Source organism: Caenimonas koreensis DSM 17982 (assembly GCF_009646335.1).
Lineage (GTDB): Bacteria > Pseudomonadota > Gammaproteobacteria > Burkholderiales > Burkholderiaceae_C > Ramlibacter > Ramlibacter koreensis.
Genome location: NZ_WJBU01000002.1, coordinates 212,539 through 230,810, shown reverse-complemented (window position 1 = coordinate 230,810; position 18,272 = coordinate 212,539). Strand labels below are relative to the sequence as shown.

Genomic DNA, 18,272 nt, shown 5'->3' with positions numbered 1-18,272 from the left:
GAAGAGTCGCACCAGCGATTTTTCAGGTGACACCATCTATGAGCGATACGCGCGAGCAACCCGGGCTGAAGAGCCTGTCCAAATCATTCGAACCCGCCGCCATCGAGGCGCGCTGGGGTCCGCTGTGGGAACAGCGCGGCTACGGGCGCGCAGGCTATCGCGGAACGGGCGTCGCCAACGACGAGGCCGGCGCCTTCTCGATCCAGCTGCCGCCACCGAACGTTACCGGCACGCTGCACATGGGCCATGCGTTCAACCAGACGATCATGGATTCGCTCACGCGCTACCACCGCATGCGCGGCTTGAACACGCTGTGGGTACCGGGCACCGACCACGCGGGTATCGCAACGCAGATCGTGGTCGAGCGCCAGTTGCAAGAGCAAGGCCAGTCGCGCCATGACCTCGGCCGCAAGAATTTCGTCTCGCGCGTGTGGGAGTGGAAGGAGCAAAGCGGCAACACCATCACCACGCAGATGCGCCGCATGGGCGACAGCGTTGACTGGTCGCACGAGTACTTCACGATGGACGAGGGCCTGTCGAAGATCGTGACCGAAACGTTTGTGCAGTTGTACGAACAGGGCCTGATCTATCGCGGCAAGCGGCTCGTGAACTGGGACCCTGAGCTCAAGACGGCGGTGAGCGACCTCGAAGTGGAAAGCGAAGAGGAAGACGGCTTTCTCTGGCACATCCGCTATCCGTTGGTGGATCCGGATGGCAGCCTTGCGGCTGCGGCCTCAGACTCACTCACCGTGGCGACAACGCGCCCTGAAACGATGCTGGGCGACACGGCCGTGATGGTCCACCCCGATGACGATCGCTACCAGCACCTGATCGGCAAGCAGGTGACGCTGCCGCTGTGCGGCCGCAGCATTCCCGTCATCGCCGATGAATACGTCGACAAGGAATTCGGCACAGGCGTCGTGAAGGTCACCCCTGCGCACGACCAGAACGACTATGCCGTCGGCCTGCGCCACAAGCTGCCGATGATCGGCGTGCTCACGCTCGACGCCAAGATCAACGACAACGCGCCCGCTGCGTATCGCGGCCTTGACCGCTTCGATGCGCGCAAGAAGGTGGTGGCCGATCTTGAAGCGCTCGGCCTGCTCGTGGAAAAGCGCAAGCACAAGCTGATGGTGCCGCGCTGCGCCCGCACCGGCCAGATTGTCGAGCCGATGCTCACCGATCAGTGGTGGGTGGCGATGTCGAAAGTCAGCGACAAGGACCCGACGGGCAAGTCGATCGCGCAAAAAGCCATCGACGCCGTGGACTCCGGCGCCGTGAAGTTCGTGCCCGAGAACTGGGTCAACACTTACAACCAGTGGATGAACAACATCCAGGACTGGTGCATTTCGCGCCAGCTGTGGTGGGGCCACCAGATCCCGGCCTGGTACGACGGCGAAGGCAATGTGTACGTCGCTCGCAGTGAGGCTGAAGCACAGGCGAAGGCGCCCGGCAAAACGCTGCGCCGCGACGAGGACGTGCTCGACACGTGGTATTCATCGGCCCTCGTGCCCTTCTCGACCCTCGGCTGGCCCGAGAAGACGAAGGACATGGATCTGTACCTGCCTTCCACAGTACTCGTTACCGGCTACGACATCATCTTCTTCTGGGTCGCCCGGATGATCATGATGACGACGCACTTCACGGGGCAGGTGCCCTTCCGCCACGTGTACATCCACGGCCTGGTGCGTGATTCGCATGGGCACAAGATGAGCAAATCGGAAGGCAACGTGCTCGACCCGGTCGACCTGATCGACGGCATTGCGCTCGCGCCGCTGCTCGACAAGCGCGCCACTGGCCTGCGCAAGCCCGAGACAGCGCCTGCCGTGCGCAAGAACACCGAGAAGGAATTTCCTGAAGGGATTCCGGCGTTTGGCGCGGATGCCTTGCGCTTCACGATGGCGAGCTACGCCACGCTCGGGCGCAACATCAACTTCGACACGAAGCGATGCGAGGGCTATCGCAACTTCTGCAACAAGCTCTGGAACGCAACGGCTTTCGTGCTGATGAATTGCGAGGGCGAAGACTGCGGGCTGAAGGAACACACCAAGCAGGAATGCCAGCCCGGCGGCCCCGCACACGGCTACATGAACTTCAGCCAGGCCGACCGCTGGATCAGCTCGGTGCTGCAGAAGGTCGAGGCCGAAGTGGCGCAAGGCTTTGCCGACTACCGGCTCGACAACGTCGCGAACACGATCTACGACTTCGCATGGAACGAGTACTGCGACTGGTACCTTGAGATTGCCAAGGTGCAGCTGCGTGAAGCCGCCAAGGTCAATGACGAGAGCAGGCAGCGCGCCACGCGCCGCACACTGATCCGCACGCTCGAAGCGATCTTGCGGCTGGCGCACCCGGTCATTCCGTTCATCACGGAAGAGCTGTGGCAAAAGGTCGCGCCAGTGGCTGGCATCGCGGGTGAGTCCGTGAGCATTGCGCCCTATCCGCAATCGCAACCCGCAAAGATCGACCCGGTTGCCATCGCGCATGTCGACCGGCTGAAGTCGATGGTCGAGAGCTGCCGCCAGCTGCGTGGCGAATTGAATGTGTCACCGGGTACGCGGCTGCCGCTCTACGCAGTGGGCGATTCGGCCTTTTTGCAGCAAGCTGCACCCGTGTTGCAAGCGCTGGCACGACTGAGCGAAGTGAAAGTGTTCGACGATGAATCGGCGTGGGCTGCAGCAGCGCAGTCCGCTCCCGTAGCCGTGGTCGGTGAGACGCGCCTGTGCCTGTTCATGCAGATCGATGTTGCCGCTGAGAAAGCGCGTATCGGCAAGGAAGTCGCGCGGCTGCAGGCAGAGCTCACCAAAGCCACCACCAAGCTGTCGAATGAGGCTTTCGTGGCGAAGGCACCGCCAGCGGTGATCGAGCAGGAACGCACGCGGATCGCTGACTTCACGGTGACGCTGGCCAAGCTGCAGGAGCAGCTGGCGCGCCTGGGCTGACCTGGCCCGTGGCCCGGAGACCGCGGGCCTGGCCGCGACCGGCTGTTAGCGAATGATGAACTGGGGCGTGGGCTCGGGGCCCGGCAGCTCCAGGTCCATGTGCTGGCTGCTCAACGCGTCCATTCCGGTTGGTCGCACGGCCGTGAGCGTTTCGTGAATGCGATGCGCGACGTACCAGCTGGCACGCAGCCTCGACTCGCGCGTGTGCGAACCCAGGCGCGGCGTGATGAACAGGTTTTCCAGCTCATGCAACGGCGAGCCCTTGGAGGCAAAGCCCGCCTCGGCGCCGTCAAGCATGCAGGCTTCGATACGGCCATCAGACAAAGCGGCCGCCAGGCCATGCGGGTCAAACAACTGCGAGCGGCTGATGCTCACCCACAGTTGGCCCGGCTTGCAGTGGGCCAGCAGCTTGTCGTTGATGAAGCGCTGGTAGCGCGATGCATAGATCATCTGCACGGAAATCGAATCTGATTGCGTCAACAGCTCCTGCAGGCTCACAGGCTGGATCTGCAAACGGCTCCAGATCGGCGCCGTGTGGTGCACGGCCGGGTCGTAGCCAATGAGCTTGGCGCCCAGTGCGCTGAGCATCATGGCCAGCGCGTGGGCGGTAGGCGCCAGGCCCATGATGCCGACCGTACTGCCATGGAGTTCACGGCCCAGGCGAATGTCCGCATGACGGTCACCGATCAGCGATGAGCCGATACCGCGCCTGTAGAGCAGCAACAGCGCTGCCAGCAGGTATTCAGCGTTGGAGCGCACGTTGGCGGTGGTGGCCTGGATGACGCGCACGTTGCGTTCGCGGCAGGCTTCAAGATCGGTGTTGTCGCTGCTGACATGCATGCGCGCAACGGCTTTGAGCACGGGTGCGAAGTCGAGGAATTCTTTGGTGACAACCACCTTGCGCGGCAGCACCATGGCCTGTGCGTTGTAGGCGGCTTTGCGAAGCGCGCTCGCGTCCAGCGCGAGGTCGGGGCGGCACTCAACCGTGTGGCGAGCCTCGAGCCATTCAAGTGCTTCTGGCACCAGCCGCTCGAGAAGTAAGATGTCCACCGGGTTGCGTCCTTGTCTGACAGATACAGCTGAACTTCGATCCGAAACTACGATGCCCGGCCCAAAAAAAGTGGGCAAACTTTAGCGGTAATCATTTTCCCAGTCCATGAACAAAGTCACAGAAATTCGCAAGGCCGTCTTCCCGGTGGCAGGCCTGGGAACCCGGTTCCTGCCGGCAACCAAGGCCCAGCCCAAAGAGATGCTGCCCATTGTGGACAAGCCGCTCATTCAATACGCGGTTGAGGAGGCTTACGCCGCCGGCATCCGCCACATGATTTTCGTGACAGGACGCAATAAGCGCGCCATCGAAGATCATTTCGATACTGCCTACGAACTTGAGAACGAATTGCAGGCCGGCCAGAAAGACGAGCTGCTCGCGCTGTTGCGCAGTCTCACGCCTGAGGACATGGACTGCTCCTATATCAGGCAGCCCCGCGCACTCGGTCTTGGCCATGCGGTGTTGTGCGCGCAGCCCCTGGTGGGCGATGAGCCGTTTGCGGTGCTCCTGGCTGACGACCTGATGTGCGGCCCCGACAACGGGCCATCGGTTCTGACACAAATGGTCAACGTATTTCGCAAAGTGCCGACATCTTTGTTAGCCGTGCAGGAGGTTCCTGTCGACCACGTGCAGCGGTACGGCATCGTCGCCGGCATCCACGCTGGCGACAGGCTCATCAAAGTCGACAGGATGGTCGAAAAGCCCAAGCCCGAAGTCGCACCTTCGCGAATGGGCGTCGCGGGGCGCTACATCCTCACGCCGGCCGTCTTCGAGCAGATCCGCAACAACCCGCGCGGCGCGGGTGGCGAGATCCAGCTCACGGATGGCATCGCCAAGCTGATGGCGACCGAAGGTGTGCACGCGTACGAATACGAAGGCAAGCGCTACGACTGCGGCAGCAAGCAGGGCTTTCTGGAAGCGACGGTGGAATTTGCCCTCAAGCACCCCGAAGTTGGCGCGGGCTTCCAGCAATACCTGCGCGCGTTGAAAAGCCCCTGAGCTCAGCGCCTGCGCAAGACGTGGATGAATTCGTCGCCCAGTGTTTCCTGCTCGACGAGTTCATTGCCCGTTTGCTTGGCAAACGCCTGGAAGTCACGCACCGATCCGGCATCGGTCGCGATGACGCGCAGCAGCTGGCCCGACACCATGTCCGTCAGCGCCTTCTTGGCCTTCAGAATGGGCAGTGGGCAGTTCAGCCCGCGCGTGTCGACTTCTTTGTGAATTTCCATGATGACTGTCCTTACACGCGTTTCGCAAATTCGATGAACTCGGGGTTGTAGCCGCGGCCTTTGAGCCAGTCGGCCAGCGCATACCCGGTGCCCGCTGGCCAGCACTTGATCGCGTCGTACTCATAGAGCTTGTAGTCAACGAGCTCGGGTGACAAGCGCACTTCCCCTTGCGCGAGCGCATGGTAGGCGATGATGACCTGGTTCATCCGCTGGAAGTCATACACGCCGATCAGGTTCAGCTCGGTCGCATCAAGATTTGTTTCTTCCTTGATCTCGCGGGCAATACCTTCTTGCGGTGTTTCGCCCGCTTCCATGAAGCCGGTGATCAGCGCGTACATCTTGCTGTTGGCCCATGCCGCGTTGCGTGCGAGCAGGATGCGATCCTGGTACTGGATCACCGCCGCGAGCACGGGCGTCGGATTGTTCCAGTGCGTCCATGCGCACTCTGGGCAGCGCAGGCGCTGCTTCTCGCCGCCGTCTTCGGCCTGTGTGATCCACTGCAGATCGCTCGCGCAGTTGGGGCAGAACTTGTATTCGTGCTGCATGGTGCTGGCCATCAGGCGGGGAACACGCCCGTGGAAAGATAGCGATCACCGCGGTCGCACACGATGAACACGATGGTCGCGTTCTCGACCTGGCTGGCCACCTGCTGCGCCACCCAGCAGGCTCCGGCTGCGGAAATTCCCGCGAAGATGCCTTCATCGCGTGCGAGACGCCGGCACGTTTCTTCGGCATCGTCCTGGCTCACGTAGACCAGCTCGTCAACGGTGCTCGCGTCATAGATTTTGGGCATGTAGGCCTGCGGCCACTTGCGAATGCCCGGAATGCGCGAACCCTCGCTCGGCTGCGCGCCAATGATGCGGATCGCGGGGTTCTTCTCCTTGAGAAAGCGCGAGACGCCGGTAATGGTGCCTGTCGTGCCCATGGCGCTCACGAAATGCGTGATGCGGCCTTGCGTCTGCGCCCAAAGCTCGGGGCCGGTGGTCTCGTAATGGATGCGCGGATTGTCTGCATTGGCGAACTGGTCGAGCACCACGCCCTTGCCTTCGCGCTGCATGTTTTCGGCGAGGTCACGCGCGTATTCCATGCCGCCGCTCTTGGGCGTGAGCACGAGTTCGGCGCCGAACGCCTTCATCGTTTGCGCGCGTTCAATCGACAGGTCCTCCGGCATGATCAACACCATGCGATAGCCCTTGATGGCAGCAGCCATCGCGAGTGCAATGCCAGTGTTGCCCGACGTTGCCTCGATGAGCGTGTCGCCGGGCTTGATGTCGCCGCGCTCTTGCGCGCGCTTGATCATCGACAGTGCGGGCCGGTCTTTCACGGAGCCCGCAGGGTTGTTGCCTTCGAGCTTGCCAAGGATGACATTGCCGCGCTGGCGGTTGTCGTCGGCGCTCAGGCGTTGCAGCGCGACGAGCGGCGTATTGCCGATCGCGTCTTCGATCGTCGGGTACTGAATCGGGGAATGCATGCGCACCACTGTGCCATAATTTCAGGCTTCGCTCTCTCAGTCGCCGGAGTGGTGAAATTGGTAGACGCAGGGGACTCAAAATCCCCCGAGGTAAAACTCGTGCCGGTTCGATTCCGGCCTCCGGCACCAAAACAGTTAACCCCAAAAACGCTGCGCGTTTTTGGGGTTGTTTTTTATCAGTTGGTCGGGACCGGCAAAGCCGGATCCCTCGCAAATGGCACTCGCCCTGCGCGTTGCTGCGGGCTCGCGGTGTCGCTAGCGGGATCGCAGCGCAATTCCCTCAATGCGCCGACATCAGCAGCTTGTAGCCGGTGAATAGCAGGATCGCCGCCAGCGCGCCACGCAGCCATTTTTGCGGCAGCTTGCTCGACAGCAAGGCACCCAGCACCACGCAAGGCAAAGAGCCGATCAGCAAGTTGCCCAGCAGGCTGACGTCCACATTGCCGATGAGCAAATGCCCCATGCCGGCAAACACCGCGAGCGGTATCGCGTGCGCAATGTCCGTTGCGATCAATCGCGATGGCGTCAGCCGCAACGGATAGAGGTACGCGAGCAGCACAACACCGATGGCGCCTGCGCCAATCGACGTGAGCGTGACCAGCGCGCCGAGCAGTGCGCCTGCTGCAATGGTCAGCGGCGGCTGCCAGTGCTTGAATGTCTCGACCGACTGCACGCGAAAGCGGCGCCCCAGCTCATGCAACTGCTTCTGGAACACCATCGCTGTCGCCGTGAACAGCACTGCGCACGCCACCATCACTTTGAGCAGTGAAGCTGTGTCGGCGCCGATGGGCACCATCGTCATCCACAACAAGGTCAGGGCTGATGCAGGCAAGCTTCCGTACCAAAGCCGCCGCACCACCTGCCAGTCGATCAGGCCTGCGCCGTGGTGCACGCGTGTGGCCGCCGTCTTGGTGATGGCAGCAAACCACAGATCCGTTCCGATCGCAGAATGCGGCGCGACGCCGAAGACCAGCAGCAGCAACGGCGTCATCACCGAGCCGCCGCCCACGCCCGTCAAGCCGACGAGCAGGCCCGTCACGGCACCAGCAGTCACCAACATCCAGTCAAGCGCGAACATGCTCACCCGTCAAACAGTCAAACAGTCAAACCGTCGAGCATACGATGCGCGAGCCGCTTGGCATGCAGCCGCAGTTCCGGCACTGCCGTGGCCTCCCAATGCTGCGCCTTGAGCAGCGGGCCAACATAGCGAATTGCGGGCAACGGCTGGCCTTGCCCGTCGACCACACGGTAGTGGTCGTCAACGTGCAGGCCCAACGCGAGTTCGTCGACGCGCAGGCAGCCGCCCTCACGCAACTGCGCGATGAGCGGGTCTTTCACGCGACGCAGGTCGCTCGATGGGCCTGTGCAGTTCACGACAGCGTGGAATGTGGCGCTGCTCGTCGTGTCGGCACCGCGCGGCTTCCACGTCACGCTGGCACTCGCCTCGCCTGGCGTGACATCAACGAGCCGCCCCTGCATCACCGACAACTGCCCGCTTTCCATTGCCGCCTGGATGCGCCGGTAAATCGCCGGCGCGGCGCGATGCCGATGTGTGTCCCAATGCGGCCCCAGGTGACGCACGAACTGCGCGCGGCTGCGGCCAGTCATCTGCTGCCACAGGCGCGGCGTGTGGCTGCGCAGGCCGCCGATCACATCGCGCCAGTCATGGCCGTGGGCAGCTGCGTCTTTCAGCAGTTGCCGCACGGCGCGCAACTGGATGCGCAGGCTCGTCTCATTCGCAAGGAAGTCGCCCGGCACGAGGCCTGCGGCAGGCGCAGTTTCCTGTTCACGATGGGGCTGCGGTAGCAGCGCGCGGCGCGACAGCATCGTGATCGGGCCTGTGTGTCCCTGATCGAGCAAGCGCAACACTGCGTCGTAAGCCGTCAGGCCTGTGCCCACTAACAGCACACGCGCGTTGCGATCGAGGCCGTCGAGCACGCCTTGCGACCACACGTCGTTGACCAGCGGCGCGCAGGTCCAGTCCACCGCAGATGCCGTCGCTGGCGGGCGTGGCGTGAAGTTGCCCAGCGCCAGGATCACTTGCGTCGCTTCGATGGTGCGGCCGTCGTTCAAATGAAGTACAGGTTTGTCCGTGTGCGCGCCGTCCACACGCAGCACCTCAGCTTCAACCAGTTCCAGCTTCACGCCATCGGCAGCGGCGGACTGCGCGCGCAGCAGGCAACGCTCCAGATAGTCGCCATACAGGCTGCGCGGCACGAAGTCGCCTGCGCGCCAGTGCAGGCCCCGGCTCTTCAGGTAGTCGATGAAGCCGCTTTCCTGGTCCGGGTCGATCGACATGCGGCCAGCCGGCACGTTCAGCAGGTGGCTCGGCGAATTCGTCCCATAGGCCATGCCCCGGCCAAACGACAGGCTGCGGTTGATCAGGCAGATGCGAGCGGGCACTTTCAAGCCCTGCAGCAACTGCACTGCCACGGCCATGCCGGAAAAGCCGGCGCCGACGATCGCGTAGGTGAGGGGTTTGGCCATGGCACAAGTCCTGAATCATCGCAAATATATCTTTTACATATACTTCTGATTTAATGTTTAATACACAAAAATCCGCAGAGCCATCCCACCATTGAACGGCAATCAACTCACCGTCGAAGCGCTCAATGCCAGCCGCCGGCAGGCGGTGCGACTGCGGCTGCAAGGCGAGAAGCTGTCAGTCGTCACGGCCGCAACAGGCCTGAGCGCGCCGACGGTGATCGCTGCGGTCAAGGCCTATCGCCGTGCCGGCTGGGGCGCTGTTGAAGTCAGTCCTCGGCGCGGGCGCCCGGCCAAAGACAACACCAGGCAGGACACGCCCACTGTCGAAGCGCTGGCGCACGCCATGCTCGCAGGGCCACCCGGTGAAAGCGCCCTGAATGAGCCGCTCTGGAGCCGCACCGCAGTCGCGTCATGGCTCAGGCACCACGGCCACGCGCACCAAAGCGCGGGCGCCGCGCTGCGGTTGTGCGCCCTGCTGCAGCTCGACTTCGATGAGCAGGCAGTGGCTCCAGCATTGCGCCAAGGCGCCGCCCAGCAGATGCATGCAATTGAGACGCACGTGTCGCACTGGCCGGGCCACGCGGCTACGCGCATCGGCATCTTGTGCCTGCGCGGCGTGCGCGGGCAGTTGCGCTGGCTGGCCTTTCGCGGCGCGCTCCAGGCGCAGCACTACCTGCAGTTCCTGGAGGGTGCGCTGCCGGCACGCGGATCACTCAAACTGAGCCTGCCCGGCTCCGCTCGGCTGCAGCGCATTCCCGAAATCAAGCAGTGGCTGGACGAGCACGCAGCACGCCTGCAACTGACCGACCCGCAGGTCGGCGCTCGCAGCACAATCTTCGCCAAGCCCGCGGGCCTGGCTGCCAAACCCACCGGCGTCGAAAGGAACCCGATGACCCTGACCCACTTGCAACGCCTGGAAGCCGAGAGCATCCACATCATGCGGGAGGTGGTGGCCGAGACCGACAACCCCGTGATGCTCTACTCCGTCGGCAAGGACAGCGCGGTGATGCTGCACTTGGCGATGAAGGCGTTCTATCCGTCCAAGCCGCCCTTCAAGCTGCTGCACGTCGACACGCGATGGAAATTCCGCGAGATGTACGCGTTTCGTGATCGCATGGTCAAAGACCTGGGGCTGGAACTGCTGGTGCACATCAACCCCGAAGGCGTCGCGAAGAACATCAACCCGTTCACGCACGGCTCGGCGATCCACACCGACATCATGAAGACTGAGGGGCTGAAGCAGGCCCTGGACAAATACAAGTTCGACGCGGCCTTTGGCGGCGCGCGGCGCGACGAAGAAAAGTCGCGCGCCAAAGAGCGCATCTTCTCGTTCCGCTCCGAGCAGCACCGCTGGGACCCGAAGAACCAGCGGCCCGAACTCTGGAAGGTTTACAACACACGCAAGCACAAGGGCGAATCGCTGCGCGTGTTTCCTCTGTCGAACTGGACAGAACTCGACATCTGGCAATACATCTACCTGCAGAACATACCGATCGTGCCGCTCTACTACTCGGCCGAGCGCCCTGTGGTCGAGCGCAACGGCACGTTGATCATGGTCGATGACGACCGCATGCCGCTCGCCAAAGGTGAAGTGCCGATGATGCGCAAAGTGCGCTTTCGCACGCTGGGCTGCTACCCGCTCACAGGCGCGGTCGAATCAGAAGCGGCGACGCTGCCGGAAATCATCCAGGAGATGCTGCTCACCAAGACCTCCGAACGGCAAGGCCGCGTGATCGACCACGACAGCGCCGCCTCCATGGAAAAGAAGAAACAAGAGGGGTACTTCTGATGAGCCACGTCAGCGACCTGATCGCCAGCGACATCGCCGGCTACCTCAAGGCCCACGAGAACAAGAGCCTGCTGCGTTTCATCACGTGCGGCAGTGTGGACGACGGCAAGAGCACACTCATTGGCCGCCTGCTCTACGACAGCAAGATGCTGTTTGAAGACACGCTCGCCTCCATTGAAGCCGACTCGCGCAAGTGGGGCACGCAAGGCGACAACATCGACTTCGCGCTGCTGGTAGATGGCCTGGCCGCCGAGCGCGAGCAAGGCATCACGATCGACGTGGCCTATCGCTTCTTCTCGACGGAGCGCCGCAAGTTCATCGTGGCCGACACACCGGGCCACGAGCAATACACACGCAACATGGTCACAGGCGCTTCGACAGCTGATGCCGCCGTGCTGATGGTCGATGCGCGCAAGGGCATCCTCACGCAGACCAAGCGCCATAGCTATCTGGTGAACCTGCTGGGCATCCGTCACTTCCTCGTGGCCATCAACAAGATGGACCTCGTGGACTACAGCGAGAAGGTGTTCAACACCATCGTCGATGACTACCGCGCTTTTGCGAAGCAGCTCGGCATCGAGAACGTGACGTTCGTGCCGGTGTCTGCCTTCAAGGGCGACAACATCACGGCGCCGAGCGAGAAGATGCCGTGGTATCGCGGCACGACATTGATGGGCTATCTCGAAACCGTCGAGGTAGACGAAGAGCGCACGCAGCGCGCGCCGTTCCGCCTGCCGGTGCAATGGGTGAATCGCCCTGACCTCGATTTCCGCGGCTTCTCCGGCACGATTGCCGGTGGCACCGTCAAGCCCGGCGACCGCATTCGCGTGCAGCCTTCGGGCAAGGAGAGCACGGTGTCGCGCATCGTGACGTTTGATGGCGACCTCGACCAGGCCGTGGCCGGACAGTCAGTGACCATCACGCTTGCCGATGAAGTCGATATCTCGCGCGGCAACCTCATCTCACAAGCCGATACACCCGCAGGCACCGCCGACCAGTTCGAAACCACGATCGTGTGGATGCACGAAGAGCCGCTGCTGCCCGGCCGCTTCTATTTGCTGAAGATGGGCGCGCAGACCGTGACCGCATCGGTGATGGAGGTGAAGTACCAGGTGAACGTGAACACGCTCGAACACGTCGCCGCGAAAACGCTAGGGCTGAACGGCATCGGCGTGTGCACGCTGAACCTCGACCGCGCGATCGGCTTCGATCCGTATACCGAGAACCGCGACACGGGCGGCTACATCCTCGTGGACCGCCTGTCGAATGCGACGGTGGGCGCGGGCATGATCCACTTTGCGCTGCGCCGCAGCCAGAACATCCACGTGCAGCACGTTGATGTGAACAAGGCCGCGCGCAACCGGCTGAACGGCCAGAAGTCGTGCGTCGTGTGGTTCACCGGCTTGTCGGGTTCGGGCAAATCAACCATTGCGAACCTGCTGGAAAAGCGCCTGCACGCGATGGGCCACCGTACGTACCTGCTCGATGGCGACAACGTGCGCCATGGCCTGAACAAAGACCTGGGTTTCACCGACGCAGACCGCATCGAGAACATCCGCCGCGTGGCAGAGGTGGCCAAGCTGATGGTCGATGCAGGCGTGATCGTGATGACGGCATTCATCTCGCCATTCCAGGCTGAACGGCGCATGGCACGGTCACTGGTCGAGCCCGGCGAGTTCTTCGAGATCCACATGGACGTGCCGTTGGCCGTTGCAGAAGAGCGCGACGTGAAGGGCCTGTACAAAAAGGCACGGCGTGGCGAGCTGAAGAACTTCACGGGCATCGACTCGCGCTACGAAACACCCGAGGCGCCCGAGCTGCGGCTTGCGGCGGACAAGATGACACCCGAAGAATCGGTCGACCAGATCGTTGCACTGCTGCGCGAGCGCGGCTGCCTGCCCTGAGGATTCAGGGCACCCGCTTCGACGCTGCCCTTACTGCGGTGAGGGCAGCAGCCCCGTCTGCGCCGTGGGGTGTGTGAGCTTCAAGCGCAGCTCGGTCTTCATGCGGGCGTTGAGCAAGCGCCGTGACTCCGACATGAAGCTCAACAGCATGAGTGGCATTTCCGCTTGCGCTGCGGATCGCGGCACACGCGGCGGCCGCGGCAAGCCGTACAGGTCGGCTGCCAGGTCGAAGTAGTCGCCCATCTTCAGCACCGTGTCGTCGTTGACGTTGTAGACGCGTTGCGGCCGGCCACGCCAGAGCGCGGCGATCACCGCTCGCGCCAGGTCGTCGGCATGGATGTGGTTCGTGTACACGTCGTCTTCAGCGCGCAGGACGGGTGTGCCTTTGAGCAGGCGCCCACGTGGCGTGCCACCCACGCGATCGGGCGCGTAAATGCCCGGGATGCGCAGGATGCTGGCGCGCACATGTGCGGCGCGGCCGAAATGGCGAATGGCACTTTCTGCATCGGCGCGGCGCTGGGCACGCGGCGTCGAGGGCTTGGACAGGACGGCTTCAGACACCCATGCGCCGCCGCAGTCGCCATACACGCCACTCGTCGATCCGTACACGAGCGACACGGGCGTTGTGCGGCGCCGCAGCGCCCGCAGCAGCGCAACAGTTCGCATATCGCGCCACCATAAATCGCCCGGCTCCGATGTGGGCGGTGCCAGGTGGACCACGCGTGTGGCGATGCCCGCGAGCCGCGTGAGCGATGCCTGCTCGTCGAGGTTGCCAATCAGTGGCGTGACACCTGCCGCACGCAACTCACCCACGCGAGCCACGGATGAAGTCAGCGCCATCACGCGGGTTGGCCTGCCGATGCGCCGCACGACGCGCATGCCGACGTCGCCGCAGCCGACGATCAGCAGGCGCTCACGGCGAAAGCGCGCAGGCAGGGCGCCGAGGGGGCTTTGGTTTGAGGGCAAAATCGACAGTTCGATTGATTGGCCCCGAGGATACTCAAAACATGACGAGCGCCACCGCCCCTGCAGGCCCGTTCAACATCACGGTGCAGCCCAGCGGCCGCTCGTTCACCGCAGAAACAGGCGAAGCCATCCTGCAAGCCGCCATCCGGCAAGGTGTCGGCATGCCCTACGGCTGCAAAGACGGCGCCTGCGGCTCCTGCAAGTGCAAGAAGCTCGAAGGCACCGTGGTCCATGGCCCGCACCAGACCAAGGCGCTCAGCCCCGAAGAAGAGGCGGCCGGCTACATCCTCACGTGCTGCGGCGTGCCGCAGACGGATGTGTTGCTTGAGTCGCGGCAGGTAACTGACGAAAGCGCCTTCCCCATCCGCAAGATGCCGTCGCGCGTGCTGGCGCTCGAAAAAAAGTCACCCGATGTGATGCTCGTTCGCCTGCAACTGCCGGCCAACGACACGATGCGTTACCACGCGGGGCAGTACGTCGAATTCATCCTGCGCGATGGCGCGCGCCGCAGTTATTCCATGGCCAACGCGCCGCACATGCTCCTGAAAGACGAGGCCGGTGTCGCGCCGGCTGCCGGTGTCGAATTGCATATCCGGCACATGCCCGGCGGCAAGTTCACCGATCACGTCTTCACGGCGATGAAGGAAAAGGAAATCCTGCGGGTCGAAGGCCCGTTCGGCAGCTTCTTCCTGCGTGAAGACTCCGCCAAACCCATCGTGCTGCTCGCCTCTGGCACCGGCTTCGCGCCGATCAAGGCCGTGATCGAGCACATGCAGTTCAAGGGCATCACTCGCCCCGCCACGCTGTACTGGGGTGGCCGCCGGCCGTCCGATCTCTATCTCGACGACTGGGTGCGCCAGCAACTGGCGCTGATGCCGAACCTGCAATACGTGCCCGTGATTTCCAACGCCCTGCCCGAAGACAACTGGACGGGCCGCACGGGCTTCGTGCACAAGGCTGTGATGGATGACTTGCCTGACATGTCAGGCTACCAGGTGTACGCCTGCGGCGCGCCCATCGTGGTCGATTCAGCGCGCAGCGAATTCAGTGCGCAATGCAAGCTGCCGCCCGATGAGTTCTACGCAGACGCCTTCACCACCGAAGCCGACAAGCACGTTGGCTGAACACGAAAGACATCCACGCCATGAACCGCAGACCGTTCCTTCTCGCCGCCACCGCAGCTGCCGTGTCGCCGGTTGCCTTTGCGCAGGTGCAGCGTCCGATCCGCATCATCGTGCCCTATGCGGCGGGCGGGCCCATCGACATCACGGCGCGCCTGCTGGCAGAGCGCGTCAAAGATTCGCTGGGCACCGTGATCATCGAGAACAGGCCCGGTGGCGGCGGCAACATCGGTGCCGATGTGGTGGCCAAGGCCGCGCCTGACGGCACGACGATCGGTATCTCTGCCGTTGCCACTCACGCGATCAATCCGTGGCTCTTCTCGAAGATGCCGTATGACGCGGCGAAAGACTTCGCTCCCATCACGCAGATGGTCCGCGTGCCGAACGTGCTGGTCATGAACGCCGACACCGCGGCGCGCCTGAAGATCAACACGCTGCGCGACCTCATCGCCTACGCCAAGGCCAACCCCGCCAAGCTCAACTACGGCAGCGGCGGCAACGGCAGCGCAGGCCATCTTGCGGGCGAGCTGTTCAAGCAGGGGGCGGGCATCTTCGCGGTACACATTCCGTACAACGGCGGCAATCCGGCGCAGCTCGCGCTGCTTTCCGGCCAGGTGGATTTCAATATCGACAACCTGGCCACGGCAGCGCCGAACATCAAGGCCGGCAAGCTGAAGGCGCTCGCGGTGACCACGCTGGCTCGCTCGCCTGCGCTACCCGATGTGCCGCCGATTGCGGACACGATCAAAGGCTTTTCGATCGACACCTGGTGGGGGCTCGTTGCGCCTGCCGGCACGCCGCAGGACATCATCGCCAGGCTGAACCATGCATTTGTTTCTGCGCTGCAGTCGCCGGAAGCGAAAACGCGATTCGCATTGCTGATGGCTGAGCCCGTGACAAGCACCCCCGAGGAGTTCGGTGCCTTCATGAGAAGCGAGTTGGCCAAGTACGAAAAGGTCGTGAAGCTGTCCGGGGCCAAGGTCGACTGACACAAGGCGTTACCGCCACGACGGCTTGACGGCTCATCTGCAAAAGTAATAGCCTGCTGTGGAGTGTCCTACGCCGCGAGTGCGGTGCATCCCACAGGCAGCCCGGTTACGGGTCGGTACAGTGGCTCTTCCGGAACGTCTGCAGGAGTAAATGCCATGAAAGCGTCGCAAGTTTCTGTATGCCTTGGCGTCCTGGCGGCTGCGCTTGTGGCCTTGCCCGTGTCGGCGCAGACGTTCCAGACCCAATCGTCCGTCGGGTTGCCTGCCCAGCCTTTGACGGCGGCTTCATCGCCATGGGGTCGCAGCTACCTTGGCATCAACGTCGGGCGGCCACGCAACACAGCAGCGTGCACCACTGCGTCACTTCTGTGCGAAGACCCGGATCGCACGACCACGCTGTATGCCGGCACGATGATTGGCAGCTTCTGGGGTGCAGAGGTGGCGTACGTCAACTCGGCAAGGCTCGTGCAGGGCGGCATCGAGGGCCGTGCACAAGGTTTGAACCTCAGCCTGATCGGCAAGACTCGTCTCGGTCCGTCGCTCGGTCTGTTCGGCAAGGTCGGCACGATGTACAGCCGGTCGGACACATCCGTGATCGGCGCTCGCGGTGTACCGCTTGGTGCAGACCAGGGATTTGGCCTGTCATATGGCGCGGGCGTGAGCTACGACTTCACGCCCCGCCTGTCAGGCCGCATCGAGTTCGACAGCCAGGACCTGCGCTTCCACGGCGCCCGCGACACGGTGCGCTCGACCAACCTCGGCCTGCAGTACCGCTACTGAGGTTGCCGACTCACTCGCCCAGGTAGGCAGCGCGCACTTTCGGGTCGCTCAGCATCTGCTTGGCCTCACCACTCATGGTGATCAGGCCCGACTCCATCACGTAGCCGCGATCGGCGATCTGCAATGCGCGGCTGGCGTTCTGCTCGACCAGCAGCACCGTCACGCCTTGCGCGTACACCTCGCGCACGACTTCGAAGATCTTGTCGACCATGATGGGCGACAGACCCATCGACGGCTCATCGAGCAGCAACACCTTGGGGCGGCTCATCAGCGCGCGGCCCATGGCCAGCATCTGCTGCTCGCCGCCGGACATCGTGCCTGCGAGCTGGTCTTTGCGCTCTTTCAGGCGCGGGAAGATGCCGAAGATCTTGTCGATGTCGGCAGCAATCTCGGGCTTGTCGGTGCGGATGTAGGCGCCCATCTGCAGGTTCTCGGTGATGGTCATGCGCGTGAACACGCCACGGCCTTCCGGCACCATCGCAAGGCCCTGGCGAACCAGGTCCCAGGCGCCCTTGCCCCGGATGCTCTGGCCAAGGTATTCGATGTCGCCACCGCTGAGCGGCAGCGTGCCGGTGATGGCCTTCATCGTCGTGGTTTTGCCGGCGCCGTTGGAGCCGATCAATGTGACGAGCTCGCCCTCACGCACCTCGAAATCGACGCCCTTCACAGCCTGGATACCGCCATAGGCAACCTTCAGGCCGGTGACTTTCAGCAGCGTGGCGCTCATTGTTCTTCTCCACTCGTGGCCGTTGCGGTGTTGCCTGTGGCCTCATGGTTCTGACCGAGGTAAGCCTCGATCACCTTTTCGTTCTTCTGCACATCGGCAGGCGTGCCTTCAGCGATCTGCTTGCCGTAGTCGAGCACAGTGACGCGGTCGCACAGGCCCATCACCAGCTTCACGTCGTGCTCGATGAGCAGGATGGTGCGGTTGTCCTTGCGGATCTGGTCGATCAGCTCACGCAGCAACACCTTCTCGGTCGCGTTCATGCCGGCAGCCGGCTCGTCGAGCGCAATGAGCTGCGGATCGGTCGCGAGTGCACGAGCAATTTCAAGCCGGCGCTGGTCACCATAGGACAAGGTGCGCGCCTTGTAGTCGGCGTATTTGGAAATGCCGACGTATTCCAGCAGTTCACGCGAGCGCTTCTCAATCGAAGCTTCCTCGTTCTTGAAGCCGGGTGTGCGAAAGATCGCGCCAAGCAAACCGGAGCCGGTTCGGATGTGGCGGCCGACCATCACGTTTTCCAGCGCGGTCATCTCGGCAAACAGCCGGATGTTCTGGAACGTGCGTGCAATGCCTGCCTTGGCCACCTCATGCACGGCCGTGGGCACATAGGGCTTGCCCGCTAGCTCGAAGGTGCCGCTGTCGGGCGTGTACAGGCCCGTGATGACGTTGAAGAACGTTGTCTTGCCGGCACCGTTGGGGCCGATCAGGCCGTACACCTGGCCACGCTCGATGGTGATGCCGACGTCCGACAGGGCCTGCAGCCCGCCGAAGCGCTTGGAAATGCCCGCTACGCGAAGAACAGTGTCTGTCATGTGCTGTTCT

16 protein-coding genes and 1 tRNA gene are annotated in these 18,272 nt (G+C 63.1%); 8 read left to right on the top strand and 9 right to left on the bottom strand.

The window, feature by feature from the left end; translation table 11 throughout:
- Positions 1-38: 38 nt before the first annotated feature.
- The gene (locus GHT07_RS02895; protein ID WP_153583555.1) at positions 39-2,942 is read left to right on the top strand and encodes a valine--tRNA ligase; all 2,904 of its coding nucleotides are present in this window, start codon (positions 39-41) and stop codon (positions 2,940-2,942) included.
- A 45-nt stretch (positions 2,943-2,987) separates the two neighbouring features.
- On the opposite strand, the gene GHT07_RS02890 is transcribed toward GHT07_RS02895, so the two are convergent.
- Complete coding sequence (locus tag GHT07_RS02890; protein WP_323740762.1) at positions 2,988-3,992, bottom strand: NAD(P)-dependent oxidoreductase; 1,005 nt, start codon at positions 3,990-3,992, stop codon at positions 2,988-2,990.
- Between the two features lie 106 nt (positions 3,993-4,098).
- On the opposite strand from GHT07_RS02890, the gene galU reads away from it, so the two are divergent.
- Entirely contained in the window at positions 4,099-4,989 is an 891-nt protein-coding gene (gene galU / locus GHT07_RS02885) for a UTP--glucose-1-phosphate uridylyltransferase GalU (protein ID WP_153583553.1), read from the top strand.
- A gap of 2 nt (positions 4,990-4,991) precedes the next feature.
- Here galU and GHT07_RS02880 read toward each other — a convergent pair whose 3' ends face one another.
- From GHT07_RS02880 to cysM, 3 genes are read right to left on the bottom strand one after another with little or no spacing between them, the layout of a single operon-like run.
- Entirely contained in the window at positions 4,992-5,219 is a 228-nt protein-coding gene (locus tag GHT07_RS02880; protein WP_153583552.1) for a sulfurtransferase TusA family protein, read from the bottom strand.
- An 11-nt stretch (positions 5,220-5,230) separates the two neighbouring features.
- The gene (locus GHT07_RS02875) at positions 5,231-5,764 is read right to left on the bottom strand and encodes an NUDIX hydrolase (protein ID WP_153583551.1); all 534 of its coding nucleotides are present in this window, start codon (positions 5,762-5,764) and stop codon (positions 5,231-5,233) included.
- Between the two features lie 11 nt (positions 5,765-5,775).
- Positions 5,776-6,690 carry a cysteine synthase CysM gene (gene cysM / locus GHT07_RS02870; protein ID WP_153583550.1) on the bottom strand — a complete coding sequence of 305 codons (915 nt, stop codon included), beginning with the start codon at positions 6,688-6,690 and terminating at the stop codon, positions 5,776-5,778.
- Positions 6,691-6,732: 42 nt separating this feature from the next.
- On the opposite strand from cysM, the gene GHT07_RS02865 reads away from it, so the two are divergent.
- Positions 6,733-6,819: transfer RNA gene (locus tag GHT07_RS02865), tRNA-Leu, on the top strand.
- A gap of 151 nt (positions 6,820-6,970) precedes the next feature.
- Here the strand turns inward: GHT07_RS02865 and GHT07_RS02860 are convergent.
- Positions 6,971-7,768 (bottom strand): sulfite exporter TauE/SafE family protein, encoded by a 798-nt coding sequence (locus tag GHT07_RS02860; RefSeq protein ID WP_153583549.1) that lies wholly within the window; start codon positions 7,766-7,768, stop codon positions 6,971-6,973.
- A 17-nt stretch (positions 7,769-7,785) separates the two neighbouring features.
- Positions 7,786-9,177, bottom strand: coding sequence for an FAD/NAD(P)-binding protein (locus GHT07_RS02855; protein WP_153583548.1), 1,392 nt, complete (start codon positions 9,175-9,177; stop codon positions 7,786-7,788).
- A gap of 889 nt (positions 9,178-10,066) precedes the next feature.
- Between GHT07_RS02855 and cysD the strand changes: the two genes are divergently transcribed.
- Positions 10,067-10,966 (top strand): sulfate adenylyltransferase subunit CysD, encoded by a 900-nt coding sequence (gene cysD / locus GHT07_RS02850; RefSeq protein WP_153583694.1) that lies wholly within the window; start codon positions 10,067-10,069, stop codon positions 10,964-10,966.
- Entirely contained in the window at positions 10,966-12,870 is a 1,905-nt protein-coding gene (gene cysN / locus GHT07_RS02845; RefSeq protein WP_153583547.1) for a sulfate adenylyltransferase subunit CysN, read from the top strand. Before cysD ends, cysN begins: the two co-directional genes overlap by 1 nt.
- A gap of 30 nt (positions 12,871-12,900) precedes the next feature.
- Here cysN and GHT07_RS02840 read toward each other — a convergent pair whose 3' ends face one another.
- The gene (locus GHT07_RS02840; RefSeq protein ID WP_153583546.1) at positions 12,901-13,836 is read right to left on the bottom strand and encodes an SDR family oxidoreductase; all 936 of its coding nucleotides are present in this window, start codon (positions 13,834-13,836) and stop codon (positions 12,901-12,903) included.
- A gap of 41 nt (positions 13,837-13,877) precedes the next feature.
- Between GHT07_RS02840 and GHT07_RS02835 the strand changes: the two genes are divergently transcribed.
- The 3 genes from GHT07_RS02835 (at position 13,878) to GHT07_RS02825 (ending at position 16,726) form a co-directional block, all read left to right on the top strand.
- Positions 13,878-14,960 carry a CDP-6-deoxy-delta-3,4-glucoseen reductase gene (locus GHT07_RS02835; protein ID WP_153583545.1) on the top strand — a complete coding sequence of 361 codons (1,083 nt, stop codon included), beginning with the start codon at positions 13,878-13,880 and terminating at the stop codon, positions 14,958-14,960.
- Between the two features lie 20 nt (positions 14,961-14,980).
- On the top strand, positions 14,981-15,946 hold the full coding sequence (locus GHT07_RS02830; protein WP_153583544.1) for a Bug family tripartite tricarboxylate transporter substrate binding protein: 966 nt from the start codon (positions 14,981-14,983) through the stop codon (positions 15,944-15,946).
- 156 nt (positions 15,947-16,102) lie between these two features.
- Positions 16,103-16,726, top strand: a complete 624-nt coding sequence (locus GHT07_RS02825) for an outer membrane beta-barrel protein (protein WP_153583543.1) — start codon at positions 16,103-16,105, stop codon at positions 16,724-16,726.
- 10 nt (positions 16,727-16,736) lie between these two features.
- Here the strand turns inward: GHT07_RS02825 and GHT07_RS02820 are convergent, their stop codons facing one another.
- Together GHT07_RS02820 and GHT07_RS02815 are read right to left on the bottom strand one after the other, a co-directional pair.
- Positions 16,737-17,453, bottom strand: coding sequence for an ABC transporter ATP-binding protein (locus tag GHT07_RS02820; RefSeq protein ID WP_153583542.1), 717 nt, complete (start codon positions 17,451-17,453; stop codon positions 16,737-16,739).
- Positions 17,450-18,262: an ABC transporter ATP-binding protein gene (locus GHT07_RS02815; protein ID WP_153583541.1), complete on the bottom strand. Its 813-nt coding sequence runs from the start codon at positions 18,260-18,262 to the stop codon at positions 17,450-17,452. Before GHT07_RS02815 ends, GHT07_RS02820 begins: the two co-directional genes overlap by 4 nt.
- Positions 18,263-18,272 lie beyond the last annotated feature (10 nt).

Bases quoted from the DNA above. Each gene is read 5' to 3' on its own strand.
- GHT07_RS02895 (WP_153583555.1), top strand. From the start codon at position 39: ATGAGCGATACGCGCGAGCAACCCGGGCTGAAGAGCCTGTCCAAATCA.
- galU (WP_153583553.1), top strand. From the start codon at position 4,099: ATGAACAAAGTCACAGAAATTCGCAAGGCCGTCTTCCCGGTGGCAGGC.
- GHT07_RS02880 (WP_153583552.1), bottom strand. From the start codon at position 5,219: ATGGAAATTCACAAAGAAGTCGACACGCGCGGGCTGAACTGCCCACTG.
- GHT07_RS02875 (WP_153583551.1), bottom strand. From the start codon at position 5,764: ATGCAGCACGAATACAAGTTCTGCCCCAACTGCGCGAGCGATCTGCAG.
- cysM (WP_153583550.1), bottom strand. From the start codon at position 6,690: ATGCATTCCCCGATTCAGTACCCGACGATCGAAGACGCGATCGGCAAT.
- GHT07_RS02860 (WP_153583549.1), bottom strand. From the start codon at position 7,768: ATGTTCGCGCTTGACTGGATGTTGGTGACTGCTGGTGCCGTGACGGGC.
- GHT07_RS02855 (WP_153583548.1), bottom strand. From the start codon at position 9,177: ATGGCCAAACCCCTCACCTACGCGATCGTCGGCGCCGGCTTTTCCGGC.
- cysD (WP_153583694.1), top strand. From the start codon at position 10,067: ATGACCCTGACCCACTTGCAACGCCTGGAAGCCGAGAGCATCCACATC.
- cysN (WP_153583547.1), top strand. From the start codon at position 10,966: ATGAGCCACGTCAGCGACCTGATCGCCAGCGACATCGCCGGCTACCTC.
- GHT07_RS02835 (WP_153583545.1), top strand. From the start codon at position 13,878: ATGACGAGCGCCACCGCCCCTGCAGGCCCGTTCAACATCACGGTGCAG.
- GHT07_RS02830 (WP_153583544.1), top strand. From the start codon at position 14,981: ATGAACCGCAGACCGTTCCTTCTCGCCGCCACCGCAGCTGCCGTGTCG.
- GHT07_RS02825 (WP_153583543.1), top strand. From the start codon at position 16,103: ATGAAAGCGTCGCAAGTTTCTGTATGCCTTGGCGTCCTGGCGGCTGCG.
- GHT07_RS02820 (WP_153583542.1), bottom strand. From the start codon at position 17,453: ATGAGCGCCACGCTGCTGAAAGTCACCGGCCTGAAGGTTGCCTATGGC.
- GHT07_RS02815 (WP_153583541.1), bottom strand. From the start codon at position 18,262: ATGACAGACACTGTTCTTCGCGTAGCGGGCATTTCCAAGCGCTTCGGC.